At 68.6% G+C, this 25,203-nt stretch carries 22 protein-coding genes and 3 pseudogenes; 12 read left to right on the forward strand and 13 right to left on the reverse strand.

From position 1 onward, the window contains the following. Positions 1-240: 240 nt before the first annotated feature. A pseudogene (locus AS594_RS42495) lies at positions 241-477 on the forward strand (IS630 family transposase); the annotation flags it as partial. A gap of 18 nt (positions 478-495) precedes the next feature. Here AS594_RS42495 and AS594_RS39980 read toward each other — a convergent pair. From AS594_RS39980 to AS594_RS39985, 3 genes and pseudogenes are all read right to left on the reverse strand, one after another. Further along, a complete protein-coding gene (locus AS594_RS39980; protein ID WP_206281781.1) occupies positions 496-1,953 on the reverse strand; it encodes an aldehyde dehydrogenase in 1,458 nt (485 codons plus the stop codon). A 177-nt stretch (positions 1,954-2,130) separates the two neighbouring features. Continuing rightward, positions 2,131-2,488: pseudogene (locus AS594_RS42500) on the reverse strand (integrase core domain-containing protein); the annotation flags it as partial. 201 nt (positions 2,489-2,689) lie between these two features. Then, positions 2,690-3,082: a nuclear transport factor 2 family protein gene (locus AS594_RS39985; protein WP_069936340.1), complete on the reverse strand. Its 393-nt coding sequence runs from the start codon at positions 3,080-3,082 to the stop codon at positions 2,690-2,692. Between the two features lie 393 nt (positions 3,083-3,475). Here AS594_RS39985 and AS594_RS39990 point away from each other — a divergent pair, with 393 nt between their 5' ends. Further along, positions 3,476-3,790, forward strand: coding sequence for a hypothetical protein (locus AS594_RS39990; RefSeq protein WP_206281782.1), 315 nt, complete (start codon positions 3,476-3,478; stop codon positions 3,788-3,790). Positions 3,791-4,029: 239 nt separating this feature from the next. On the opposite strand, the gene AS594_RS39995 is transcribed toward AS594_RS39990, so the two are convergent. Further along, positions 4,030-4,881 (reverse strand): MBL fold metallo-hydrolase, encoded by an 852-nt coding sequence (locus tag AS594_RS39995; RefSeq protein ID WP_240509415.1) that lies wholly within the window; start codon positions 4,879-4,881, stop codon positions 4,030-4,032. 337 nt (positions 4,882-5,218) lie between these two features. Continuing rightward, a complete protein-coding gene (locus AS594_RS40000; protein ID WP_069936342.1) occupies positions 5,219-5,500 on the reverse strand; it encodes a hypothetical protein in 282 nt (93 codons plus the stop codon). Positions 5,501-5,908: 408 nt separating this feature from the next. Between AS594_RS40000 and AS594_RS40005 the strand changes: the two genes are divergently transcribed. Beyond that, positions 5,909-6,235: a hypothetical protein gene (locus AS594_RS40005; protein WP_069936343.1), complete on the forward strand. Its 327-nt coding sequence runs from the start codon at positions 5,909-5,911 to the stop codon at positions 6,233-6,235. A gap of 314 nt (positions 6,236-6,549) precedes the next feature. On the opposite strand, the gene AS594_RS40010 is transcribed toward AS594_RS40005, so the two are convergent. From AS594_RS40010 to AS594_RS40025, 4 genes are read right to left on the reverse strand one after another with little or no spacing between them, the layout of a single operon-like run. Beyond that, complete coding sequence (locus AS594_RS40010; RefSeq protein ID WP_240509416.1) at positions 6,550-7,029, reverse strand: flavin reductase family protein; 480 nt, start codon at positions 7,027-7,029, stop codon at positions 6,550-6,552. After that, positions 7,026-7,730, reverse strand: coding sequence for an SRPBCC domain-containing protein (locus tag AS594_RS40015; RefSeq protein ID WP_069936344.1), 705 nt, complete (start codon positions 7,728-7,730; stop codon positions 7,026-7,028). The genes AS594_RS40010 and AS594_RS40015 overlap by 4 nt, the downstream gene beginning before the upstream one ends. Positions 7,731-7,764: 34 nt before the next feature. After that, positions 7,765-9,108, reverse strand: a complete 1,344-nt coding sequence (locus AS594_RS40020) for an MFS transporter (protein WP_069936345.1) — start codon at positions 9,106-9,108, stop codon at positions 7,765-7,767. Beyond that, positions 9,105-10,385 carry a hypothetical protein gene (locus AS594_RS40025; protein WP_141747275.1) on the reverse strand — a complete coding sequence of 427 codons (1,281 nt, stop codon included), beginning with the start codon at positions 10,383-10,385 and terminating at the stop codon, positions 9,105-9,107. The genes AS594_RS40020 and AS594_RS40025 overlap by 4 nt, the downstream gene beginning before the upstream one ends. Before the next feature lie 605 nt (positions 10,386-10,990). On the opposite strand from AS594_RS40025, the gene AS594_RS44260 reads away from it, so the two are divergent. From AS594_RS44260 to AS594_RS40040, 5 genes are all read left to right on the forward strand, one after another. Further along, positions 10,991-11,092, forward strand: coding sequence for a MerR family DNA-binding transcriptional regulator (locus AS594_RS44260; RefSeq protein WP_141747276.1), 102 nt, complete (start codon positions 10,991-10,993; stop codon positions 11,090-11,092). Continuing rightward, positions 11,056-11,616, forward strand: a complete 561-nt coding sequence (locus AS594_RS40030) for an IS607 family transposase (RefSeq protein ID WP_276207489.1) — start codon at positions 11,056-11,058, stop codon at positions 11,614-11,616. The genes AS594_RS44260 and AS594_RS40030 overlap by 37 nt, the downstream gene beginning before the upstream one ends. Continuing rightward, a complete protein-coding gene (locus tag AS594_RS47105) occupies positions 11,613-12,599 on the forward strand; it encodes a hypothetical protein (RefSeq protein WP_240509417.1) in 987 nt (328 codons plus the stop codon). Before AS594_RS40030 ends, AS594_RS47105 begins: the two co-directional genes overlap by 4 nt. A gap of 99 nt (positions 12,600-12,698) precedes the next feature. Beyond that, positions 12,699-13,541 carry a zinc ribbon domain-containing protein gene (locus AS594_RS47110; RefSeq protein WP_240509418.1) on the forward strand — a complete coding sequence of 281 codons (843 nt, stop codon included), beginning with the start codon at positions 12,699-12,701 and terminating at the stop codon, positions 13,539-13,541. A 14-nt stretch (positions 13,542-13,555) separates the two neighbouring features. After that, on the forward strand, positions 13,556-14,449 hold the full coding sequence (locus AS594_RS40040) for an aldo/keto reductase (RefSeq protein ID WP_276207490.1): 894 nt from the start codon (positions 13,556-13,558) through the stop codon (positions 14,447-14,449). A 124-nt stretch (positions 14,450-14,573) separates the two neighbouring features. Here AS594_RS40040 and AS594_RS40045 read toward each other — a convergent pair whose 3' ends face one another. Next, complete coding sequence (locus tag AS594_RS40045) at positions 14,574-15,482, reverse strand: AfsR/SARP family transcriptional regulator (protein WP_069936349.1); 909 nt, start codon at positions 15,480-15,482, stop codon at positions 14,574-14,576. Positions 15,483-15,771: 289 nt separating this feature from the next. Between AS594_RS40045 and AS594_RS40050 the strand changes: the two genes are divergently transcribed. From AS594_RS40050 to AS594_RS45275, 4 genes are all read left to right on the forward strand, one after another. Then, a complete protein-coding gene (locus tag AS594_RS40050; protein WP_141747278.1) occupies positions 15,772-19,476 on the forward strand; it encodes an nSTAND1 domain-containing NTPase in 3,705 nt (1,234 codons plus the stop codon). A gap of 136 nt (positions 19,477-19,612) precedes the next feature. Then, positions 19,613-20,314: a helicase associated domain-containing protein gene (locus tag AS594_RS40055; RefSeq protein WP_069936351.1), complete on the forward strand. Its 702-nt coding sequence runs from the start codon at positions 19,613-19,615 to the stop codon at positions 20,312-20,314. A gap of 791 nt (positions 20,315-21,105) precedes the next feature. Then, on the forward strand, positions 21,106-22,017 hold the full coding sequence (locus tag AS594_RS40060) for a helix-turn-helix domain-containing protein (protein WP_069936352.1): 912 nt from the start codon (positions 21,106-21,108) through the stop codon (positions 22,015-22,017). A gap of 387 nt (positions 22,018-22,404) precedes the next feature. Next, a complete protein-coding gene (locus AS594_RS45275; protein ID WP_069936353.1) occupies positions 22,405-22,647 on the forward strand; it encodes a hypothetical protein in 243 nt (80 codons plus the stop codon). 364 nt (positions 22,648-23,011) lie between these two features. Here the strand turns inward: AS594_RS45275 and AS594_RS40070 are convergent, their stop codons facing one another. From AS594_RS40070 to AS594_RS40080, 3 genes and pseudogenes are all read right to left on the reverse strand, one after another. Further along, on the reverse strand, positions 23,012-23,665 hold the full coding sequence (locus AS594_RS40070) for a carbonic anhydrase (protein WP_069936354.1): 654 nt from the start codon (positions 23,663-23,665) through the stop codon (positions 23,012-23,014). A gap of 337 nt (positions 23,666-24,002) precedes the next feature. Next, positions 24,003-24,631 (reverse strand): annotated as a pseudogene (locus AS594_RS40075) (L-threonylcarbamoyladenylate synthase). 86 nt (positions 24,632-24,717) lie between these two features. Continuing rightward, the gene (locus AS594_RS40080; RefSeq protein WP_069936355.1) at positions 24,718-25,080 is read right to left on the reverse strand and encodes a hypothetical protein; all 363 of its coding nucleotides are present in this window, start codon (positions 25,078-25,080) and stop codon (positions 24,718-24,720) included. Positions 25,081-25,203: the final 123 nt, after the last annotated feature.

The raw sequence follows: 25,203 nt of genomic DNA on the forward strand, positions 1-25,203 counted from the left end.
AAGGCGAAGAGATACGTTTTGCGGCCATCGATCTCGCCGCTGTCACGGCACAGGCGTCTGCCTCATTCGCTTACACGATGAAGGCCAGGCGCTCACGCGCGGCACGTTCCTGCTGCACGGCACAGTACAGATACCAGAGGGTCACGGCGGGAAGCAGGCCGCCAAGCCGGGCGGCTGCCCTCAGGTCCTCGACCGCCGCGGTCAGCTCTGCTCTGACCGTGCGGCCCGCCCTGGACGGCTCCGACCTACGCCTCCTGGGCCAACCCCATCGAGGCCCATTTCGGGCCGCTGCGGCAGTTCGCCCTCGCCAACTCCCACCACCCCAACCACACCGTGCAGACCCGGGCCCTGCACGCCTACCTGCGCTGGCGCAACAACCACCCCGACGTCCTGGCCGCACAACGACGCGAACGAGCCCGCATCCGCAGCGAGAAAGCCATCCGCTGGGGCGGCAGAGCCGTCCAGGCTGCGACCTGACCACCGGACCCTTCCCGGTCACAGCACCACGTCGCCCGGCAAATTGATCGTCTTGTACTCCAGGAACGAGCTGAGGCCCTCGGGCCCGAACTCGCGGCCGACCCCGGATTCCTTGTATCCGCCGAAGGGGGCGGCGAACTCGATCCGGTACCCGTTCAGCGTCAAGGTCCCCGTGCGCACCTGGCGAGCGATGCTCATGGCCCGGTCCAGGTCGTTGGTCCAGACGCTTCCCGACAGGCCGTACTTCGAGTCGTTCGCGATACGGACCGCGTCGTTGTCGTCGTCGAATGGGATGACGACGAGCACGGGGCCAAAGATCTCCTCCTGCGCGATGCGCATGGAGCTGTCGACGTCTGCGAAGACCGTCGGTTCGACGTACCAGCCCTTCGACTGGCTCGCGGGCCGGCCGCCGCCGACCGTGATCGTCGCGCCGTCCTTCCGCCCGCCGGCGATGTAATCCTCGACCCGCCGCCGCTGGCGCTCGGCCACCAGGGGGCCGACCTCGGTCAAGGGGTCATCCGGATCGCCGACCCGCAGCGCAGCAGCTGATTGCGAGATCGCGTCCACAACCTGCTGGTAGCGGCTGCGATGAGCGAGGATCCGGGTCTGTGCCAGGCAGTGCTGGCCGGACATCATGATCGCGTACGGCATGAGGGCGGGCACGACGCTGTCGATGTCGGCGTCCTCGAGGATGATGGCGGGCGACTTCCCGCCGCACTCGAGGGTGACGCGCTTGAACTGCTCGCCGCACAGCGCGCCGACCCGCCGTCCTACGGCGGAGCTGCCCGTGAAGCTGATCTTGTCTACCAGCGGGTGCCGCACGAGCGCCTCACTGTTCTCCCGGTCGGCGGGCACGATGTTGAGGACACCCGGGGGCAGACCGGCCTCCATGGCAGCGTCGGCGAGCAGGTACGCGTCCAGCGGGGTCTCCGGCGCGGGCTTCAGCACGACGGTGCAGCCGGCGATCAGGGCGGGAGCAAGATTCACCATCGTCAGGATGAGCGGCGCGTTCCACGGCACGATCTGCCCCACGACGCCCACAGGCTCCCGAAGGATCCGCGCGGGACCGCTGAGGCCTGCTCGATCCTGCTCGAAGGGGAACGTCGCGGCAAGTTGCCGGTAGTAGTCCAGAACCATCACGGGAACCGGTGCCTGGAGTTGGTTTGAGAAGCTGATCGGTGAGCCCATCTCTGTGGTGATGAGCTGTGCGATCTCGGGGACACGGGCGCGCAGGTACTCGCCGAACGGCCCCAGCGCGTCCGCCCGCTCCTGTGGAGACATGCGGGGCCAGGGACCATCGTCGAAGGCAGCGCGCGCCGCGCGCACTGCACGGTCGATATCGGCAGGCGTCGATGAGGGAGCCGTACCGATCCGCTCCTCCGTGACCGGAGAGATGACCCCGATCACCTCTTCCGAGACCGGCGCGACCATGTCCCCGCCAATGAACAGCCGATCCTGAACCATGCGGCTGGTCATGGCCGCTCCTTTCGCCGTGCCAAGACGCGCACACGTGGATGGACATCGGTGAGCGAGGCCAAGCCGTCACCGCGTGATGCTGCCTTCAGCCGACCACGTCCGGGCCTCGGCCGCGCGCGGGCTTCCACCAGGCGGAGGACCGATGCCGTGGCGCCCCGCGAGCAGCAATCCGGCGAGTCAAGCCGCGGTCTCGTAGGCGATCGGTGATCGTTGTCCGAGGCCGGAGTGGCGGCGGCGGGTGTTGTAGCGGCCGGCCCAGCGGAAGGTGTCGAGGCGGGCCTGACGGGCCGTGGGCCAGGCCTTGGCGCCCTGGAGTGTCCCTTTTCAGCGACGCGTTGAAGCTTTCCGCGGCAGCGTTGTCCGCGCTGCTGCCGACGGCGCTCATGCTCCTTCTCACGCCCGCATTCGCGCAGGCGTCGGCGAACGCGGCGGACGTATATTGCGAGCCGTGATCGCAGTGAAAGACCGCCCCGGCGAGGCTCCCGCGGGTGCGTTCGGCGGCGGCCAGGGCGTCGATGACGAGCTCGGCTCGCATCGCAATGGTCGGGCGTTCTGGGATGAGACAGGCGTAAGCCACACCCCGCCCCATCTGTCACCCCATCCGGCCAGCAGACCTCAACTGCACCCTCAGCCTCACCATCACCACAACCCCGCACACCGAAAATTGGCAGATACGCGGGCATCCCAGATGAAAACGACTTTCAGACCGCGTTTGAGATCTGCCGTACCCCGGCGCCTACGACCAGAACTCGTCGTACGCCTGCGGATCAGCCGTCAGCACCCAACCCTCGGTGATCTTGTCGTCCCTGATGTGGAGGACGAGGGTGTAGTCCATATCGAGCTGCTTGCCTTCACGTGACGCCGTAACGTGCAGCAGCGCAACTGTGTGGTCATCGTTGGCGAGCACATCATGGAGCTGCGGCCGGTACGTGCCGCCTGTCAGCTGAAACTCCCGACCGAACACCGCGAATGTGTCCTCGCGTCCCCGGTACTCTCCCGCCAGCGGGTTGCTGCCCCCGATATGCCACACCACCTCGGGGTGAAAGGTCTTCGCCAGCGCGTCCATGTCGCCTGCCGCGAAGGCAGCCATGGTGCGATGGAACGCAGCGATGTTCGGGTGATCGGTCATCAGTGCCTCCGTCGGCCCCCTACGGACCATACGTCGCGCGAGACACCGTGGCTCAGCGTCGTTAGGCCATCAGGCCGAGCGGCACACGGTCGAGCGGCGCGGCCGCTGAGACCGCTTCGGGGTCTCTCCGGTTGGTGTGCGAGAGAGGTTTTGGGCCTGGGCGGCTTGCTGGTCGACCTTGAGTCAGTCGGCGGACTTGGCCACCGCGGTCTCGACTTCGTGGCGGGCCGACTGGCCGTACCGCGATGGACTGCCATCGAGCGGATACGCGATACGGGAGGACCTCCGGGCGTGAACCCTCCTCCGCCGGTCAGAGCCGGGATCGCCGATCGCGGAGCACCTTGGCGCGGCTTAGCCTGAGATAGGGGCCTTCAAGCGGAAGGGAACCTCGAGATGCATTTCGTCCTGATCGCGACCCACACTCCGGAAACCTGTCCGACCTCCAACGCGACAACGCGCGACCTGTTGCTGAAGATCGGTCCTGACGTGCCGGACCTCGCCCAGAAGGCAGGCGTCGAAATCGTGTCCGGTCCCTTCGTCAACCGTGAACACACGATTGTTGTGGTCGTACAGTCCGACAAGGTCGAGAATGTCGACCGCTTCCTGATGGAGGCTCGTCTCCCCCACTGGAACCGCGTCCGCGTGCTGCCGTCGCTGACCATGGAGGATGCGCTCACCGAAGTCCAAGCGCAAACGCCGATCTTCTGACCCACCCGCTCAGGCACGCGGCCGGTGCTTCGGTGCGGGCGCCGAGATGCGCCATCGCCCGCCCCCATCAGCGCGGACGAACGTCACAGTCTGCCCCGCCTCGCCCCTGCGCGCGGTGATCAACTCCGTGGTGTTCCGCTACTCCGGCCAGGACCTCACCACCGTTGGCACCTACACCGAAAAGACCTTCCCGCCTGGCTCGAAGCAGAGCAGATCCCAACGCCGCGCGGCAGGGCCTCTCACGTCTCCGACGGCCGCGGCTGCTCCGGCGGAACCGAGCTCTCGGCAGCCGCCATCCACTGGTCCAGGTCGGCCTGGGTGAACTCTGCCCACGGTGGGATTTCGGGGAGCTGGCGGAGGAGGTCGTAGGCCTCGGGGATCTGGGGGCCGCGGAGGACCGGGCAGTGGCAGCCGGCGATCACCTCGGCGTTCAGGTGTTGGAAGTCGGTGACGACCGTCCGGAACTTTTGGGCATCCACCAGGGCGACCCAGGGGGAGACCAGACTTCCGCCGAAGAACTGGCCGTCGCGGAATTCGTCTGGGGCCAGCGCTGCCATTTCGGGCATGGGGGTCGGCACGTTCGTGGCGAAGGTGTCGACGGCCCAAAGGACGTTGGTCTTCGGGTCGAAGAGGGCGCGGGTTGTGGGGTTGTCGTACAGGGGCGGTCGTTTGGCGACCAAAGTGCGGTCGCCCGCGTCGATCGTGTCGCCGTCGGTCATGAAGCGGCACCGGTTGATGGGCGTCTCCCACTCCTCGGCCATGCGGCCGATGGAAAACCATGTCGTCAGCAGGGTCGCGTTCGGGCATTCGGCGAGGACCGGCAGAAGGTTGCCGGCGTGGTCGCGGTCATCGTGGGTGAGGAAGATCCACCGGACATCCAGTGGATCCACGACGGACCAGGCTGCCTCCAGCCACTGGGAGCGCACTGCGGGCGCCCCGGTGTCCACGAGGACCGGTTCGGCTCCCCGGATCACCATCGAGTTCATCGGGAAGTGGCCGACCGGCGGGGCCTCGAGAGCCCACGGGATGACGAACGTCTCCTCGGCGATCTTGTACGGCTGCAGAAGGTTGAACGTTTCCATGGTTGTCATCGCTGCTCCCCGGGACGGAGTCGCCTCAGCGTCCATGAGTCCAGTGCAGCCCCGTGCCGGGCCGTCGTCAAACGCAGAACTCGTGACGGTCGGCTTCGGTGAGCAACGATGGGTGCGCGGTCGGCGCTGGCAGGCTCCAGCTTTGGCGCTCGCGCTCATGCTCCGTGTGCTCGCGCTCGCCCTGGCGCGCGGACGCCGACCGCGCGGCGCATGCAGTGGGAGCCTGCGCGCTGGAGCGCCGGCCAGATTTTGAACGTGGTCCTTCCCCCTGGGAGGGGCCGTGCAGGGTTACACCTCCGAAGCGTTGATTCGTCACGGGCCCATGCCCAGGCGGCCGTTACGGGATCAGAGCGTTGTAGACCTCGACCACTTTCGACTCGAACGGTGGTGCCCCGAGTTCCTGTGCGGCCGGCTTGACCTGCTCTTCCATGAAGCGCCGGAACGCGTCTTCCGACTCCCATACGTCAATGACCTGCCAGCCGCCCGCCTCGCCGGGCGCCCCGAAGTGGGCGATGAGCCCGGCGGGCGGATTCGTACGGTCCGGGATCGCCCGGTCGAAGGTCGCCTGGTAGAGCTCCTGGTTCCAGCCCGCAGCCTGGTTGAGCACCAGAATCGCCATCTCGGTTCCTCGTTTCACGTGCGAAGACAGATGTGAACGACGCTAGATCCAAGTGCGGGCGACCGCGAGCAGCGGGGATGACTGCTGCGCCGTCCGAGGGAGTGCGGCCGCAACGGGGATGTCAGCGCCCCGACCACGCCCCTACGCGGGGGTGACCTGCACGAATTTCAGGACGCTATGAAGGCCCGCGCAACATCTACCGCAACACCCAGTGCAACAGCTTGGCGCACCAGTTAGCGCAACTGACGCCGCAACCCCTGGGGCCAGGGCTGTTGCAAAGTCCCGGTGAGCGCATGAGTCCGCAGGTCTTGGCGGGATGAGGGGCGGGGGTCGGCCCGTCACGTACGCATCGAAGCTCCGGTTGAACGGAGTGACCTTCCCAAGTCGCCTCGCACCGCCGGAGCTTCGATGTGCCGCCAGTCTGCCACCGTCTGTCTGATCAAGTCGCCTTCTCTGGCCGGTGTGGCGGGATTGTCGCTGGTGGAGCGGTTGCGGCTGCTGCCCGTTCCGCTCAACCGCCGCGACCGCGTCACTCGCCGCCTGCGCATAGTCGGCGCTCGTCTTCGTGCGCTGGCGTGGAAGGCGGTTCGGCTCAGCACCTGGCAGTTTCTGAAGGGCTTCGGATACACGGTCGGCGCCTGGGCGGCGGCGGAGCTCCTCGGGGCCTCACGCAGTGACACGCTGGCCGGTCTCCCGACGTTGACTGGAACTTGGGCGCACTGCTTCACGGCGTAAAACTGGCTGCGGTCACAGGCTCAGAGTTGCCAGTTCACCCGATCGTGCCTTCTTCAGTCAGGGACGTACGCTTCACCGTCTGCGACTACAAGGACGGGCGCAACTACCCCGGTAATTACGTGACATAGCCACACCATCTATATCTGCCATCGATGACCGCGCACCCATCCACGCGGTGGATGTGTATCAGTTGAGCGAACGCGTTGCCGTTGAACGGCTTTACGCTCCGGCTCGGCCCACGATCCGCGCTGTAGAAGACCGCGGCCGGGAAGCAGTCGCCAGTCACCGCGTGGAATGCCCGCGACGGCGCGGCATCACGCCGGGGCCAGCCGGTGGAAGGCGCGCCCGTAATACACCATCGGCTCCCCGTCACCGGCGGCCGCAATCCCTACCTCACCGATGAGAATCAGGTGGTCTCCCGCCTCATGGCGGTCGTAGACCGCGCACTCCAGCGTGCACAGGGCATCTGGCACGACGGGCAGACCCCCGAGCGTGTGCGCGGCCCAGCCTCCGCCGAATTTGTCGGCGCTCTTGGAGGCGAAACGCCGAGCCACCTCCTCGTGCCACGGGCGCAGCACGCTGACCGCGAAATGGCCGCAGTGAAGGAACACCGGGAAGGAGTCCGCCGTTCGGGCCAGGCAGACGAGCACGAGCGGCGGATCCAACGAGACCGAGCAGAATGAGCTCGCGGTGAAGCCGCGCGGCCTGTCCCGGTCGTCCCGGGTGGTCACCACAGTGACGCCGGAGGGGAAGCAGGCCAGCGCCGCGCGGAGCTCGGACGGCGTGGCGGTCACGCCGTGAATGGCCGGAGCGTGAGTTCGACGGCGCGGTCCTTGAGAGCGAGTACCGCCACCTGGCCCGCGACGGCTTCGTCGAGCCACCGGTGGAAGTCCTCCATCTCCTTCAGAACAGCTCCGTCGATGGCCCGGATCTCGTCTCCTGCCTTCAGTCCCGCGGCCTCCGCGGCGGAGTTGACGACGACGTCCTGAACCACCATCCCCGTCTCCGCCGTGACGCCGAGTGGGATGATGCCGGTCTTCGGCGGGGTCAGAGTCTTGTGGAACTGGAAAGGCCGGTGCTCCAGGTACGCGCCGAGCCGCTCCAGGTAGTGCCACCAGTGGTGGTCGTAACCGTCGAACTCGAGGCGCGATCGGAGCGACTCGCCGAAGCCCGTATGACGGACCGCGATCTTGGTTCGGGAGTCGTCCAGGCAGGTGAAGTCCACCTTCACCTGGGTGGGAGTGTCATTCCCCGGTACGTCCCAGTCGTACTCACAGGAGACCTGAGGGGTAATCGCACTGAGCCGGGCGTTGAAGACCAGCTCCACCCGTCCGCGCCGGTTGAAGGACCAGCACAGCCGCTCACCGACCTGCAGCGGGATCTCGGCGCTGTGCAGCGCGAGCCAGGCACGCACCTCCCTCGGGTCGGTCCATGCCTGCCAGGTCCGGGCCCGGGTCGCGTGGATCAGGTGCTCGGTCGAAGTCTCGAGTACCACGTTCAACCTCCTGCTGGTGAATACCGCTCGGTGATCACTGTTCTTCGGCCGCGTGCAGGGCCTTCTCGACGGCGCTGTTCGACAGGGTGAGCAAGCCGATGAGCGCGACGCCCGCCCCGAACAGGCCGCCGATGCTGTAGACGGCGCTCAGCCCCAGATGAGAGGCGATTACGCCGGAGGCCAGGATGCCCACGGGCATCAGACCGAACGTCACCAGTCGGTTCACACCGCTGATACGGCCGGTGAGATGCTTCGGCACCATGGCTTGCCGCAGGGAGACCGTCGTGACGTTCCAGGTCATGCTCGTATAACCGGTGATTCCGAGTCCGAGCGCCACGAGCGCGATGTCGTCGGTGAAGCCCAGGATGGTGAAACCCAGCGCCCCGGCCACCGACCCCCCGAGACTCGCGTGCGCGGGCCCCAGCCTGTGCGTGAATTTCCTGCAGGTGAGTCCCGCCGTCACGCTGCCGACCGCGACGGACGACAGGAGCAGCCCGTACCCGACGTTGCTGATACCCAAGATCTGGCGGGCGTAGAGCACCAGCATGGCGAGTTGGCCGGCCGTGCACATGTTCTTGAGGCCGGCGACCACCGTGAACACGCGGAGCACCCGGTGGCGAGCGAGCCAGCAGATGCCTTCCACGATTTCGCCGCGCATGGACGGACGGTGGCCGGCCCCCGTGGTCGCGGTCTTCCGGTCCGCCTGGGTCCCGTGGTAGTCACCGCGCATGAGGAAGGAGCAGACGGCACTGAGGCCGAACGAAACGGAGTCGGTAAGAGCGGGTACGGCACGGCCGAGGGAGTAGAGCACGCCTCCGCCCGCAGGGCCGAGGAACTTGAGGGCCGCTGTGTTGGCGCTCATCAATCTGCTGTTCGCGCGTTCGAGAGCATCCCGGTCCCGGGACACGACCATGGGCAGGATGGACTGCCGTGAACTGTCGTAGACCGTCTCGATCGCCGTGATGCTGAACGCGACGGCCATCAGGAGCGGGATCGACACCCAACCAGCGAGCACCGTGGCGAACAGAACCGCCAGGATGCAGCACCGGATGGCGTCCGATACCCACAGCACCCTCCGGCGGTCCCAGCGGTCGGAGAACGCCCCTCCCATCAGGGCCAGCACCAGCCACGGAAGTCTGTCCGCGAAACCCACCAGCGACAGACGGGTGGGGTCGCTGGTGATGTCGGCTGCCAGTAGCGGCAGAGCGGTAACGGTCAGCCCGTTGCCGGCGCTGGATATCGTCCAGCCGACCCAGAGAAGGGAGAAGTCACGGCCAAGTCCGCCTGAGAAGGTCGTTCGGAGCCGTCTCAGCCCGCGTGTCGGCGGTTCCGCCCCCTGGCCCGGTTCGCCGCCCGTGTGCTCGGCCTGCTTCGTCATCCCTGTCCGCTTCCCTGACCGGAGGCCGGGGCCCCGGCCGGTCCGCGTGCCGGTACGTGGTCGGGTTCCCTCGGCGAGTGTGCTGCTGGATCGAGATCGAACAGCAGGTGTGCGGCGCGATCGGCCCTGTGGTCGTCACCCAGCTCCTCCCAGCACCGCACTGCCCGGTAGGCAGCTGTCGCTCCCCGCAACGTTCCGGCCTGCGCTCCTCGCTCGAACTCCTCCGCAGCCGCCCGCACATCACCGCCTCGCTGGGCGAGAGCCGCCACGTGGAACCTGGACGAGGCCTCAGCCCCGTCCAGGCGGAGCAGTGTGTCGGCGGCCGCTTGCACGCGCCCGGGCGGTGACAGCCGGGTTCCGGCCTTGACCGTCACATCGGCGAGCAGCCGGCGGTTCTCCCGCGCGCAGTGCCGCTGCTGCGGGTTCTCGGCGAGGCGCTCGGTGTCGGCGTCCGCGGCATAGGCCTCCTCGAGAGCCTGCCGCGCGCCCTCCACGTTTTTGTCGCCGAACCGCTGGAAGGCCGCCGCCCTCAAGAACCGGCTCTCGGTGAGTGCTCGGAGCCAGGGCTCCGTGTCCGACAGTCCGCTGAGGAGTCCTTCTCCGTACACCGCCCAGTCGCGGTCGCTGTCCGGGGCGTACCGGTCGCGACGGAGGATCGAGATGAGCTGGGCGCAGGAGAGCACGCGCAGCGCCGGAACGGTCCCCTCCGTGGCCAGCCGGGCGAAGACTTGGGCGGGGGCGTCCGAGGCACGACGGTGCTGGCGAAGAGCACGGGCGGCCTCGTACGCCAGATACTGCCCCGGCCCGTCAGCGGGGCGGCCGATCTCGCCCACCAGACGCACCGCGAGTCCGTAGAACCCGAGTTGGGTGAGGACACAGACAAGGACGGCTCTGCGCTGCGTCGGCTGCTCGTTCCAGCAGTCCACCTGCCCCGCAAGGAAATGCCAGCCCTCGATGCCTGTGGAGACAGCCACGTCCCGAGGCGTACTGCCAAGGAAGGTGTCGTGCCTCGACTGCCTGGCCAGTCGCGACCGTGCGTCGGCCGCCAGGATCAGCGCGCAGTACGGTGGGGGCGGCTCTCCCGTGCTGTCGCGCAGCAGATCGAGGAGGAGCGGTGTGCTCTCGGCGCATATGGGGCCGGCCGGGGCATGGGTCAATTCGAACCAGGCGCTCCAGGTCTGCCGGAGCCGCAAGGTGTCGAGAACGCGCGCGCGACCGAATTCCAATTCGGCCCAGGCGACATGGTTTTTCCGGGTGTAGGGAAGTCCGTTTGCCATTCCGCCGCCCTCCGGCTTACATCGGTGATTTCACGACACGCGTTCCAAGAGGGATGGGGAAGGAGATCGGATCTCCTTCCCCATCCGCGTCCCGAGCCCTGGGCTCAGTAGTCCTCGCTCATCAGGACATCGAAGTCCTTGTTGGCCTCAGTCATGGCAGCCTCCCCTCGCAGCAGGTCCGATCGGTCGACTTCCGACCTGCAGCGAGAATGACCTGACGTGGTTTCAGTGCGGTGTCTCCGTGGTGTCTCCGGCGGATGCGCACGCTGCGGCAGATACGGTGACCTGCGGTTTCCTCGGCCAAAATCAATCCGCTGACAATGCGTAGCCTTCAACGAACGTCCGTCCCGGGGCAAAGGTGAACCCGCCCTGGCCCGGTCTCGAGCACATCGGAGCGGCACGATCTCCGATTGGCTAGGGTCTTTGGCCATGGAGCATCGTTCACTCGGCCGTAGTGGCCTGATGATCAGCGAGATAGCCTTCAGAAATTGGCTCACTCACGGCGAGTCGGTCGACAGGGTCAGTGCCCTGTCATGTGTACGGGCCGCGCTGGAGGCTCACCAACTTCATCAGTCATCCCTAGTGTTGTGCATAGAGTTGTGCGCATGGAGTTGCTGCGTATGTCCAAAGCCGCGAAGCGCCTGGGGGTCCACCCGATGACGCTGCGCCAGTGGGCGTTGGAAGGCAAGATTCCGTTCTCCTGGTAGGGCATGAGCGCCGGTTTTCCTCGGCCGATGTGGAGAACATGAAGCGTGGCAGCGACTCCGCAACTTCCCGGCCCCGGCTGGAGGTTCTGTACGTGCGCGTCTCAGGCTCGTCCGGACAGGAATCGTCGCTGGCCGCGCAGGAAGAAGAGCTGCGGGCCACGTCCACCGGCACGGTGGTGAAGGTCGTCAAGGACCGTGGTTCCGGCCTGCGGGAGAACCGGCCTGGCCTCAATAGGATGTTGGCGATGGCCTGCGACGGCAGCGTGAGCGTAGTGAGGGTGACGCATGAGGACCGCCTCGCCCGGTTCGGTGTCGGCTGGCTCAAGCGCCTGTTCGCCTTTCACGGCGTCACCCTCGAAGTCCCGCACCCGAAGAAGTCCGGCGGCCGGGATGAACTCCTCGAAGACTTCGTCTCCCTGGTCACCACCTTCGCGGGCCGTCTGTACGGCATGAGGTCGGCGGAAGCCCGCAAGCGGCTGCTCGCCGAAACCGGCCAATGCACCACTGGGGATCGTGCCGAGTGAGCCGGAAACTCCAGATCGCCGAGGGCGAAACCTCCCGCACCGCCTGCGCCCGCGCCATGCTGCGCACGGGCGTAGATGAGAAGACCGACGAACTCCTGCCCGTCTCCGTGCTGGCGGAACGGGTCGGCTGGACCGTGGATCTGGTGTCCGGCATGGTCGGCGCGCTGACTGCCGAGCACTGGAATGCCGCCGATGTGGACGTGCTGGCCTCCGGGGAGGATGCCGGGGGCCGCAAGCTGCCGTCGAACGCGTGGATGGCGCTGCGTCGTTTGGGCTGGACCGTCGCCGCTTTGGAGGGCGTCAAAGTCAATGACCGGATCGTGCGCATGGCCCAGGAACAGGCCGGGCGCACTCTGCGGTCGGCGAAGTGGCGGGCCGACCTCACCGCTGGGGTCCTGGCGGCCTGGCCCGCTGATCCGGCCAAGCGCACCGTGGGCGAGTGGGACGCGGTGCGTGATGCGGTACCCGGCGGGCAGCATCTGCCGTCGAATGAGCATGACCGGATGCCGGTCGATGTGTTCGAGGTGGAGTCCGCGCCCAAGGCAGCGCGGATGCTGCTGCTGTCGGCGTGCGACGGGCAGCAGGCCGCCATCGAACGCGGCGACGAACCCGGCCGGGCGCTGCTGCGGTTGCAGCTCCCCACCCGCCCCGACCCGGCCTCGTACCGGGACTGGACGTGGGTCGCCTGCCCGATCACGCTGCCGCCCACGATCCCCGCCGGCGCGGTGCTGCACCTGCCGACCCTGCGCATCCACCAGGGCAAGGTGCGGGCTGATCTCGCTTACACCCACGTCGTCCCCAAGACCCAGCGGACCGGGCACACGGTCGCGCTCGGCGCGGACTGGGGCCTGAACACCCTCCTCAGCGCAGGCGCGGCCCGGCTCCACCACGACGGACGGATCACCGTTCTCGGGGCTGGGGGCATGTTCCGCGCGGACGGTGTCCTCGCGAAACAGCACCGGCTGCGCCGCGAGAGCGAGTAGCTGCACGCCAAGGCAGACCACTATCAGCGACTCATCGGTGGGGCCGAGCGACACGCGTTGGCCGCCAAGCACGTGGTCCTGCGGGATGAGATCCAATGTGTGTCCGACCGGCGTTCGCACCTCAACGACGCCCTTGCCCGGGCTGCCGCCCTGTGGGCCGTCGATCAGGCCATCGCCGCCTCGGCGACCGTGATCTATGTCGAAGACCTCCGCTCGATGGAGACCAAGGGCATGGGCCGCAGCGTCAACACGCGCATGTCCCAGCAGGTACGTGGGGAGATCGTGGACCGGATGCGACACCTGGCCGCCGAGGCGGGTATCGCCGTCGTGACAGTCCCGGCCCGGAACACCTCCAAGCACTGCCCGCAGTGTCTTGTACCGCTGCGGCACCGCAAAGCCCCCGACCGCCCCACCACGCCGGGCTGGAAGTGGGCCATCTGCCCGTCCTGCCGCTGGCAGGGAGACCGTGATCAGGGCGCCTGGCGGCGCATCGCCGCACGCGGCCTCACCCACCAAGCGAAGACCATGACCGACCGCGTCAGCGGTTCCATGGCCATCCGCAGCGTGGTGGACAAACTCGAAGCCAAAGCCGTGGTCACCCCGACCACCGCGAAGACCCGCCGGGACCGGTCCAAGACCGGACTCACCCGGCGACAGAACACACGCCCCGCGCCCAGGCGACGCAGGGCACCCTCCCCCACCGGACCTTCGGGTCCGGCGGGCAAGCGTCCGGAGGGACACGCTCACACGGGCCGGACCCGGCTGCCCCGCGCAGCCCACCGGCACCAGGGCGTGACAACGATCAGCACACCCACCACGGTCGGTCACCGGCCACGCGGAGCAGCGCTGGGCGCGGGCTTCCACCTGCACGCTCACGCTACCCCTCCACAGTGGGCAGATCCCGTGCCAGACACTACGTCTGACATGGGATCGCTTAGCTGATTAGAGACGCTGGCATCACGTCGTTCGACACGGCCGATGTGTACGCACAGGGCGCTGCCGAGCAACTGCTCGGCGAGGCACTGGCCGATGTACGCCGCTCCTCCGTGGAGATCGCCACCAAGGTGTACCTGCCGACCGGCACGGGACCGAACGACCGTGGGCTGTCCCGCAAGCACATCGTGGAGTCGTGCCATGCCTCGCTGCGCCGACTGGGGACCGACTACGTCGACCTGTACCAGGCGCACCGTTTCGACAGCCGCGTCCGACTCGAAGAGACCCTCGTCGCCTTCGACGACCTGGTGCGGCAGGGCAAGGTCTTGTACCTGGGCGTCTCGGAGTGGACCGCGCTGCGGCTCGCCGGTGAGCTGGGCCTGCGCAGCCGGATCGTGTCGAATCAGCCGCAGTACAACATGCTGTGGCGGGTCATTGAGCCTGATGTGCTGCCACTGTGCCGCAAGGAGGGGATCGGCCAACTCGCCTTCCAGCCGCTGGCACAGGGCGTGCTGACCGGGAAGTATCGTCCGCGAAGGACTCCCCCACCGGGTTCCCGGGCGGCCGCCGGAGGCCGTGCCCCGAAGTTCATCGGCAGGGTGCTCGGAACCGAGCTGGTGGAGCGGGTGCAGGGGCTCCGTCCGATCGCGGATGCGGCGGGGTTGTCCATGGCGCAGCTCGCGATCGCGTGGACGCTGCAGCAGCCCGGTGTCTCGGCCGCGATCACCGGCGCCTCCCGTCCCGAGCAGGTGACGGAGAACGCCGAGGCGGCCGGCCGGCACCTGGACGCCGAAGTGCTGCAGCGCATCGACGACCTGCTCGGCGGTCTGATCGACCGCGATCCGTCGAAGACCGCCCGGATGATGGCGGTCGAGCCCAGCTGGCAGTCCACACCGCCGCCACCGCAACCGGGATGACACCCGTCCGGGCGGCTCCAGCCGATACGGACGGCCGGCTGCCACGGCTGTCGACGGACCCGGGACCAGCGACACCGGCTTTCCGCCGCTGCCTGGTGCAGGGGTCGGATCACCGCGATCGGCATCACACCTCTGGCGGCCTCACCCGATTCCGGTGACAAGGCGTCAAGCAGGCGACGTGCGAGGCGCGACCGCCGACGGACTCCATGGTCTTCAAGAACTGACGGGACGGGGGCCGGCCTGGCCGACCGGCCACAGCCGGTCCGCTCGGTAGGACCGCGGGCCGCGGCTCGAGACCCGGATCGGCCCTGAGTATCCGCTCGTGGAGAGCCAGTAGCCCGGGCCTGGGCTCGATGCCCAGCTCCTCGCGGAGCATCCGACGTGTGCTCCGGTAGACCTCAAGCGCCTCCCTACGGCGGCCGGTTCGGTACAGCGCGAGCATCAGCTGGGCTCGCAGCTCCTCGCGGTACGGGTGTGCCGCGACCAGCGCATCAAGCTCCGGCACCAGCCCGGAGTGCCAGCCGAGCTCCAGGTCGACACCGATGCGCTCCTCCTGCAGCGCCAGGCGTGCTTCCTCCAGGCGGCGCACCTCCTCGTCGACCAGCCCTGCCTCCGCCACATCCGCGTAGGGCGCACCGCGCCACAGCGAGAGGGCGCCGGTGAACAACTGGCTCGCCTGCTCCGGTTCACCAGCGTGCCGCGCATGGCGTCCTTGAGCCACCAGGTCCTCGAACCGCTGCGCGTCGAGCTCACCGGGACCGACCACGACGGCATAACCTCCGGCGTGGCGGCGGATCCGCATCGCGTCGCCGAGGGCCTGACGCAGCCGCAGGATGTACACCTGCAGGGTCTTATGGGAGTTCTGAGGCCGTTCGCCCTGCCACAAGGCATCAATCAGGGTGCTGACCGGTACCGGATGACCGGCCCGGGTCAACAGCACGGCGAGCAGCCGTCGGACCATCGGGGCTTTCAGGCCGACCTCCAGGCGATCGACACGAACGGTCAGTTCACCGAGGACACCGAGTTCGATCATTTGAGCACTCCCCCTCCTCGTGCAAGACACGGGCCCCGGGTCCGATTCGACGTTGCAACCGTCCCGCCGCGTCGGCCCCCGGTGACGGCCCGTCATCTGCTCGACTGTGGTGGTCCCGGGGATTGTCCGAAACCGCAGGTACATCGGATAGACAATGCGAACAATCGTGGGGGCCCGGCGTGTGCCGGGGGATCCGGCCGGAGGTGGCGGTGTGACAGGCACGGACGGGTCGCGGAGGAAATCACGTGCGGGCAGGCCGCAGCGGCCTGTGGATCCCGAGGCGGGGCCGGTGCAGCGGTTGGCGTGGGAGTTGCGGCACTTGCGGGAGAAGGCCGGAGAGCCGAGCTACCGCTCCTTGGCTAAGAAGGCCCACTACTCGGCCAGCACGTTGGCGGAAGCCGCGAAGGGTGATCGTCTGCCGACGCTGGAGGTCACGCTCGCCTACGTCAAGGCATGCGGCGGGGACATGACTCATTGGGAGGCGAGATGGCAGGCTGCGTCCGCGGCGCTGGTGCCGTCCGAGGACGACCGGCTTCCGGCCGGGCAGAGCCCGCCATGCCCGTATCCCGGGCTGGCCGCATTCGGTACCGAGGACGCCGAGATGTTCTTCGGTCGCGACGATCTGGTCAAGGATCTGCTCGAACAGATCGATCACACAGCGCGCACCGCACTCATAGCTCTCTTCGGAGCGTCGGGCAGTGGGAAATCTTCGCTGCTCCGAGCCGGTTTGCTCCCCGCATTGCCGCCGAACGTTCGGGTACTGCCGCTGACCGCCGGGGCGCACCCGCTGACCGCACTCGCTGCCGCCGTGTCCGACGCGACCGGCAGCGCGGCAGACACTCTGCGCAGCCGGCTGTCCGGCGATCGGCAGACCCTGGAAGTCGCCTTGAGAACCTGGCTCGCCGCCCAGCCGGAGGGGACGCAGGCCGTGTTGGTGGTCGACCAGTTCGAAGAGGTCTTCACCCTGTGCACCGACGCGGCCGAACGAGACGCCTTTCTCACCGCCGTCGCGGATCTGGCCTGCACCTCCGACGAGCGGATCCGCACCCTCATAGCGGTACGGGCCGACTTCTACTCCCACTGCTCCGCCCATCCGGAGCTGGTGGCAGCGCTACGCCAGGGTGTGCAGCTGCCGGTCGGTCCTCCGACCCATCAAGAACTGCGGGACATCGTCGTACGGCCGGCAGCCCGCGCGGGCGTGAGTGTCGACTCCGACCTGGTCGCCACGGTGCTCGCCGCGGCGGCCAACCAGCCCGGGGCTCTGCCGTTGCTCGCCCACGTCCTCAGGGAAACCTGGGACCGCCGCGAAGGCTCCCTCCTTCGGCTGGCGGATTACCACGCCAGCGGCGGCATGCGCGGGGCTGTCGCGCAGACCGCCGAGCGCGCGTACGGGGACCTTCCCGGCGAGCAGCAGAAGGCCGCTCGCAAGATATTTCTCCGGCTCACCGCACTGGGAGTTGGCACCGACGACACCCGGCGGCCCATCTCCCGCGGTGAACTCGACGGCATCGCCGGTGAGGCTGTCATCTCCGACGTCCTCAACCATCTCGCGGATGCGCGCCTGATCGTCCTGGACGAGGAGCGGGTCGAGGTCGCCCATGAGGCACTGATCCGTGCCTGGCCCCGTCTGCATCGCTGGCTCACCGATGATCGGTCGAGCCTGTTCGTTCACCGGCGGCTCACCGAGGCCGCCCGCACATGGGAGTCGTTGGAGCGTGACGGCGGGGCCGTGTACCGGGGGGCGCAGCTGGCCGCCGCCCGGTCCTGGGCCGACGATCACACCGGGGAGTTGAACCAGCTCGAAAGCTCGTTCCTGGACGCCGGCACGACCGCGGAGGCGGCCGAGCGTGACAGTACGCGGCGTCGTGCCCGTCTGCTAAAACGTCTCGTCGCCGGGATGTCGGTCCTGCTGCTGCTGGCCCTCCTCGGCGGCGGCATCGCCGTGCGGCAGCGACAGGACGCCCACCGGCAGGAGCTGATAGCCCTGTCCGAACAGTTGTCCCTGCAATCCCGCTCCCTGCTGTCCACGGATCCCGACCTGGCCGGGCTGCTGGCCGTGGAGGCAGATCATCTGCACCCTGCTGCCGAATCCCGGGGCGCAGTCCTGAGTGCGGCGTCCGCCCGCCGCCGTACCGAGCTCAATACCGGAGGCCCGGCTGTCTACGCCGTCGCGTTCAGCCCCGACCATTCACTGCTTGCCTCCGCTGCCGGTGACGGGACGATCGGTCTCTGGGATCCGGAGCGAGGCACTCGGATCGCCTCCCTTCCCGGCCGAGCCGAACGGGCCAGGGGCGTGGGGTTCAGCGGCGACGGGAAACTGCTCGCCGCCACGGGCAACAGCGGAACCACCGGGTCGATCACCGTGTGGGATGCGCGAACACGCCGTCAGGTGGCCTCGATGACGGAAAAAGAGATGGCGTTGGGTATGGCGTTGAGCCCCGACGGCAGAATGATCGCCGTCGGTGTCGGAGCGCACGGTGATATCGCCGTGCGTGATCTGTCCACCGGATCTCGCCGCCTCCTGCACGGTCAGGGAGGAGCTGTCCGGTCCCTGACATTCAGCCACGACAGCAAGTTGCTGGTGTCGGCCGACGGCAGTTCCGATCCGGTCGCCTGGCACCTGTCCACCGGAAGGCCGTTCGCCCGGCTGCCGGCCGAGCACGTCGCATCGGTGGTCTTCGGACCTTCGGAGCCCGTCCTGGCGGGAGCGGCGGATGACGGAGGAGTCCACCTGTGGGACCTCCGCAGCGACCCGCCCGTCGCACTCCCGACGCTGCCTTTGCAGGGCTCCTACGGCTGGACGGTGTCCGCACCCGTCGGTGACCGGATCGCAGTGGCCGATGAGAACGGCACAGTCACCCTATGGGACCTGCGTCACCGCCAACGCCTGCAGACCTTGCTGGACCGCGGCCGTACCGAGACGGCCTCCCTTGCCCTCAGCCAGGACGGAGCGATGCTTGCCACCGCCGGCTTCAACGGCACCATCGTTCTTCACGACCTGCGGAACACGCCTTTCAGCGGATTCGACGCGCCGGTGAACGACCTCAAGGTCAGTCCCGACGGTGCTCTGATCGCTTCTGCCGGCAACGACGGAGTCGTGCGGCTCTGGGACGTCCGAGGGCATCAGATAGCCGCACTCACCGGCCACCCGGACCGGGTTCAGGCGGTCGCGTTCAGCCCCGACGGGCGGCTGCTCGCCTCGGTGACACGGAACAACGTGGTCACCCTGTGGAATGTGCGACACCGGCGACACGAGACGAAACCCTTTCCGACCACCGGGCTTGGCGCCTCCACCGATATCGCCTTCGATCCCGGCGGCCGCTACCTTGCGGCCGCTACTCTCGGCCCGTTCGTCTGGGATGTGCGCGACGTCGCGTCACCCTCCCCCTTGACACCCAAGTACTCCGCCCGGCTCGTCACGTCGTTGACCTTCAGCCGTGACGGGCGGCGCCTGGTGACCAGTAGTCCAGGGGGCTACATCAATGAGTGGGACGTCACCGGCGGCACGCTCGTCGACAGGACCGACACACACCAGGGTGCGGTTCAGGATCTCGCCCTCAGCCCTGACGGCTCGCTCATCGCGACGGCGGGCGACAGCCGGACGGTGGCGTTGTGGGATGCCGCGACCCATCGGCAGACCGCCGTGCTGAACGGGCACACAGCACCCGTTCAGGTTCTCGCCTTCAGCCGTGACGGCCGCCTCCTCGCCTCCGCGGGCGACGACCACACGATCATCGTCTGGGACGTCATCAGCCAGAACCGCGTCGCCGAACTCGCCGGTCACAGCGGCAGAGTCCGCGGACTGGATTTCACCTCTGACGGCGTGCTCCTCTCCGGCGGCGAGGACGGCAAAATCATCAGCTGGTCCCTCGACCTGAGCACCGCCCGGGCCGATATCTGCGCGAGGGCGGGCCGCACCCTGACCCGCCAGGAATGGGCCGCCTACCTTCCCTCCGTTCCGTATCAGCCGCGTTGTGGCGGAAAGCGCTCGTGAGGGTCATCTCCAGGCTGATCGGCAGCTCGGACCTGCCTCCGCCCCCACTCCGGGAGCGACTGCCACTGCACTCGCCGGACGGAGCCGGACAGCCCCGCCCGCGAAGCGGGCTGCTGAGCTGGAGGAGCTCGGGATCGTGTGGGAGCCCGCTGATGAGGCGTGGGAGAAGAACTTGGGGGCGGCGACGGCGTACTTCGAGACGTACGGGACGCTGGCTGCGCCGGTCACGGCGGCGATGATGGAGCGGCCTGTGGGCCAGTTCCTCGCGAACGCGCGGAAGAAGAACGGTCTGGGCAAAGACCGGCGGCGTGCCGACCGGCGTGCGGCGCTGCTGGCCGCGATCGACCTGGACTGGAACCCTGACTGGCCCATCGACTGGCATCGCGCCTACGCCACCCTGGCCCAACTCGCGGCGCCGGGAGGCGCGCTGGCCCATGTGGAGCCCGGGACGGTCGTGCACGGCATCGACCTGGGGCGGTGGCTGGCCACCCAGCGGCGCGACTGGCACCTGCTGCAGGACGGGCAGCGTGAGCGCCTGGCGGCGCTCGGGGTCGGCCCCGCGGAAAAGCCGGCGGTCCCCGCCCAGGCCCGCCGGGCCGCAGGCCGGGCCTCGGGTCGGGCCTCGGGTGGGGCGTTCGAGCGAGGCATCGCCGCGCTCGCCCAGTACAAAGCGCGGGAAGGGAAGGCCGTCGTTCCCCGGGGGCATGTCGAGGAGTTGCCGGACGGTACCTCGGTCCGGCTCGGGGTGTGGCTGTCCAACAACCGCAGCAGACGCGCCGGGCTGAGCCAGGGACAGCGCGAGCAACTCGCCGGGCTGGGACTCGACTGGGCGGTATAACCGGGCATTCTCCGTGCCTGGCCAGCACAGCGTGGTGCGGGAACAAGGATGGACGGACGGGCCCTGGCCCCGCACCACGTCTGCCGGCGCCACCACGGGCACCTGCTCGTCAGCATGCCCCACCCCCAAGAACCCTGCCCTCACCGAGACGGCACCGCCCACCACACTTCACCCGGCCGGACCCGTGACCCGGAAAGTGCAGCAGTCAGGTCTCTCCAAGGTCACCGGCTGACGCCACTCGAAGCCCCCTGGCAGACATCACTGCCAGGGGGCAATCTCAATTGGCTTTGTCAGTGACAACTGGCTCCGTCAGCCGGCCAGAAGAGCGGTCGTGCGCTGCGGGTCTGAGGCCACCGTCGGCTCCTTCCAGCGGGCTTCACCGGGGTCCGCGCCCTCGGGGTGGCGCGGGCCCCGGCATGGGGGCAGCAGCCCGTAGGCTGCTCTCCCTGTCTACGGGTCCCTCCGCGTCGGCGCGACCGGCGGCAGGCAGCGCGCTTACCGCGATCACTCGTTCGGGGGCGCGGCGTGGCGCAACCCTTGCCGGCCCCCGGAGTGCGACGGCCCCACGGCGTTGACGTTATGCCGTGGATTCCCTACCGGGGAAGGCGAAGCACGCCGGTCCGCCCTGTAGAGCACTGCTCTGCACTGGGCGCCACCGAACGGCAAATTACATCGTCACAATCCATTCGTGCCCCCCGCCGAATCCGGCGGCACGGCGCATGATCAACTGCCGGTGCTCCATGCCAACCTGCTGGCACGCACAGTGGCTTGGAGCTGGAGGTAGACCGCCCATGACGACGCACAACAACCCCACCGTCAGGGGACAACGACTGGGAGCGGAGCTGCGTCGGCTTCGTATGGCCAGCGGCCTGACCGGTACGCAGGTGGCGGCGCATCTGCTGGTTTCCCAGGCCAAGGTCAGTCACATGGAGACCGGCCGCCGTGCCGTCAGCCCCCGCGACGTGCGCGACCTGTGCAACCTCTACAGCGTCACCGACCAGCAGGCCGTCGACTCTCTGGTGGAGCTGGCCAGGGAGTCGAGCCGGCAAGGCTGGTGGCACGCCTACGGCGACATCCCCCACAGCGTGTACGTCGGCCTGGAGACGGAAGCCGCCTCCATCCATACCTACGAGCCCATGGTGATCCCCGCCCTGCTGCAGACTCCCGCCTACGCGGCCGCGGTCATCGAGGAAACGATTCCCCCGGTCACTGTCGAACAAGCCGCCGGGCGTCTGAGGGTGCGGCTTCGCCGTCAGCACCGGATCTACGACCCCGCCCGCCGCCTTCACCTGTGGGTCGTTCTGGACGAATCAGCCCTGCGGCGCGTCATCGGCAGCCGGGAGATCATGCGCGAGCAACTGCAGCACCTGCACACCCTGAGCACCGAGCCGCACATCACCGTGCAGGTCCTCCCCCACACGGCGGGCGCTCACCCGGGACTCTCCGGACAGTTCTCCCTCCTGCAGCTCCCCGACAGCCGCGAGGCAGTGGTGTACCTGGAGAGGTTCACCAGCGGCCTCTGCCTGGAAAGGCCGGCCGACGTCCAGCAGTACAGCGCGCTGTACACGCACCTGCAGGCCCAGGCCCACAGCCCCGACCACACCCAGCACTTCATCACCGACACCATCAAGCTCTACACATCGTCAGCGATGGCTACCGAGCCGAGCCGCGACAACGACACCCGCCCCCGCCGCCGCGCATGAACCGGGGTAAGCGCCTGCGCACATCGAGACGGTCAGCGGTTCAAGCGCGCAACAAGGTGCCTGGCTGCACGGCCAGGGGCCGGCCCCACCGCGGCCGACCCCTGGAGACCGTGGTCACGCCCACTCACACCCTGGGCGCCCACAAGACACGCCCTCTAACAACCCGAGACTCACCACGCTCGGAGGCAGGGCATCCGGGCAGACCGTGACCGTGACGCCCTGGTGGTCGTTGTTCCGCCGACGCGTGTTTGCATATCCGTCCCCCACGGACCCGCGTTGTGAGGGCCCTGCTCAAGCCCCTCAGGGCCCTCACCCCTACCAGCCGGCAGGCGCGCGTGGTTCTCGCGCCCCCTGCCCGGCCGGGCTCACGGGGAGCACCATGGAGCTGTGGCTTCCTCGGATGAGCAGGGTCAGGGTGCGGGGCTGGAGCCGGTGGGCCGGGTACATGCGGTCCGGCTGACCGAGCAGCTGCGGGCGGCGATCGGCGAAGCGCGGCGGGCGGCTGTGGTGCTGGCGCAGCGGGTGCGCGACGCGCACCGGGCGCGGGTGTGGGTGGCGCTGGGCTACGGGGGTGGGGTGAGTACGCGCAGGCCGAGCTGGGGATCAGCCGGGCGCAGGCGTACCGGCTGATCGACATCGCGGAATCCGCCGAAGGACTGAGCAGGGCGATCGGCGCGGCCGGCGTCCTGACCGAGGTGCCACCCGCGGGTGACACGGATGCGGCCGGGCTGGTGGATCTGGGAAGCGTTTCGGCGTCCTCGGGTGTGGCCCACTCCGAGCAGCAGCGTGGCGCACAGCTGAGGGCACAGGCCGGTCAGGAGCCTTCCCGCCGGTCGCTTCCCCCAGGGCGGCGGCCAGCTCCCGCTGTCAGCGGATGTTGGCCGGGTGGTCGATGTGGCAGGCGTTGTCCTTGCTGTTCGTCCACAGCACCCGCTGCCTACGAGGCTGTGCAGTGATCAAGGCGACGTCGCTCTCGGTGTCCGCGCCTGAATGGTCAGGCACTCGTGCCCGAGGCAGTCGCTTCCGTCGGCAGACCGCGGGTCGTTACGAGTCGCGCGCTGCCGTCGGCCAGCCGGTAGGACAGGCCCACCACGGCCGTGTGTCCTGCTGTGACCTGGTCAGCGAGCACCCGGGAGCGGTCCAGGAGGAGGTCGACGGTGTGCCGGATGTGCTCGTCGATGATCTCGTCGTTCCCGGTGAGCCCGGCCGCGCGGGCGGCCAGAACGCTGGGTGTGACGCGCTCGATCACGTCGCGCACGTATCCGGTAGTGCTGCCCAAGCCGTCGGCCAGGGCAGCGCGGGTGGCCGCGACCGCGCCGCACGAGTCGTGGCCCAGCACCACTACCAGCGGGCAGTCCAGCACGCTCACGCCGTACTCAATGCTGCCCAGCACCTCCGACCCCGCCACGTGGCCCGCAGTCCGGACGACGAACAGGTCCCCCAGGCCCCGGTCGAAGATGATCTCGGCGGCCAGGCGGGAGTCAGAACAGCCGAAGAGCACCGCGAACGGACGCTGGCCCGGGGCAGTCTCGGCGCGGCGCGCGGCGTCCTGGTTCGGGTGCTGCGGCGTACCCGCGACGAAACGCTGGTTGCCGGCCAGCAGCAGCTCGAAGGCTTCGGACGGAGTCGGGGACGTGGCATCAGTCATGAGCCGTAGGTTACGACAGCCCAGCTCGCTACAGCGCGGGGGTCTGCCAAAGGCGGCACGGGTGCGTCGGCCGAGGACTGAGCACCTTCGTGTCGCCGGGCATCCCCAGCCGCGAGGTGACGGCGGCCTCCAGCCGAAGCCGAAGCTCACGGCGCACCCGCTCCGTCCGGTAGGGCCGGTCACCGGGCACCTGGGCAGTGTCCGGCGCGCTGCCGGGAACGCGCTGTTCACCGTGTACCGCCACACAGTCCCCAACGACGCCATCGCGATCAGGACTGCCGCCGAACGGGTGGCTGCAGCGGCGGGCTTCGCCGCCGTGGGCCGTCGGCGCGCCGGGTCACGGCTTCTGGAGGTCGGGTGCCACCGTGCGCAGGCGCTCGGCGCTGATCGCGCCCGCGTGCTTCAGGACGGGAACGGCGCCGGTGAGCTCCACGATCGAGGAGGCGACGGCGGCCTGGGTGGGCCCGCCGTCCAAGTAGACCGACCGAGTCCCCGAGCATGTCGTGGGCGGCATCGCAGTCCTGTGGGGACGGTTGTCCCGTCAGGTTGGCGCTGGAGACCGCCATCGGGCCGGTCTCGGTGAGCAGGTCGAGAGCAACTGGGTGGGACGGCAGCCGGACCGCGACCGTGCCGTGGGCCTCCCCGAGATCCCAGGTCAGTGACGGTTGGTGGCGGGCGACCAGGGTCGGCCCGCCCGGCCAGAACGCCTCCACCAGCGCGCAACCCTGCAGAGGGAAGTCGGCAACCAGCTCCTTGAGGGCATCGGGGGAGGCGACCAGCACTGGCGACGGCATGGCCCTGCCCCTTTGCCCGCAGTAGACCGGCCACCGCCTCGCGGTTGAACGCGTCGGCGCCGATGCCGTACACGGTGTCCGTGGGCAGCACCACCAGCTCGCCGTCGCGCACCGCCACGGCGGCGTCAGTGCTCCCGCGCTCCACCGGCTCACCGGACGCTGACCAGGCCAGACGCCCGCGAATTCCCCGCCCGGTGCGGGGGACTGCTCGGCGAATGCGTCCGGTTCCCCCCTTGGCAGGGCCAGCTGATACGAAAGTCAGGCTGGCCAAAGCTCCGAGACGGGGAGCACCGACCAGTCCCATGCGCCGTTGGCGTCCGTGTCGGCGAGGAGCACCAGGTCCTCCTCGCTCACGCGGGCCCGCCCGCGGGCCACGGCGAGCTTGGCCAGGTAGGCGAGGTGGAAGTCGTCGGGGAGGTCTCTGCCGCCCTGGGTGGCCCGGTGAACCAAGACGACAGTGTCGTCCGATCCGACGCGGGCCGCGACAAGCTCCTCGGCGGACGTGCTGAGGTAGGTGATGGCGTCGGAACGGATCAGACGGCTTTTCTCCGGCTCGCTGTGACTTGGACTGAGCACCCAGACGTCGGCCATGGTCCCCTCCCGAGGGTCAGCGGTGATCATCAAGACCCATCCTCCACCCGGCCGGAGCTAACGACAGGACGACACCGGGGGTGATCGACGACGACTCGCGCACCTTCGCCCTCGTGCAAACCGGAATCGGGGTAGTGGGCCTCTGCGGAGACC

The sequence above is a fragment of the Streptomyces agglomeratus genome (assembly GCF_001746415.1).
GTDB classification, from domain to species: Bacteria; Actinomycetota; Actinomycetes; order Streptomycetales; family Streptomycetaceae; genus Streptomyces; species Streptomyces agglomeratus.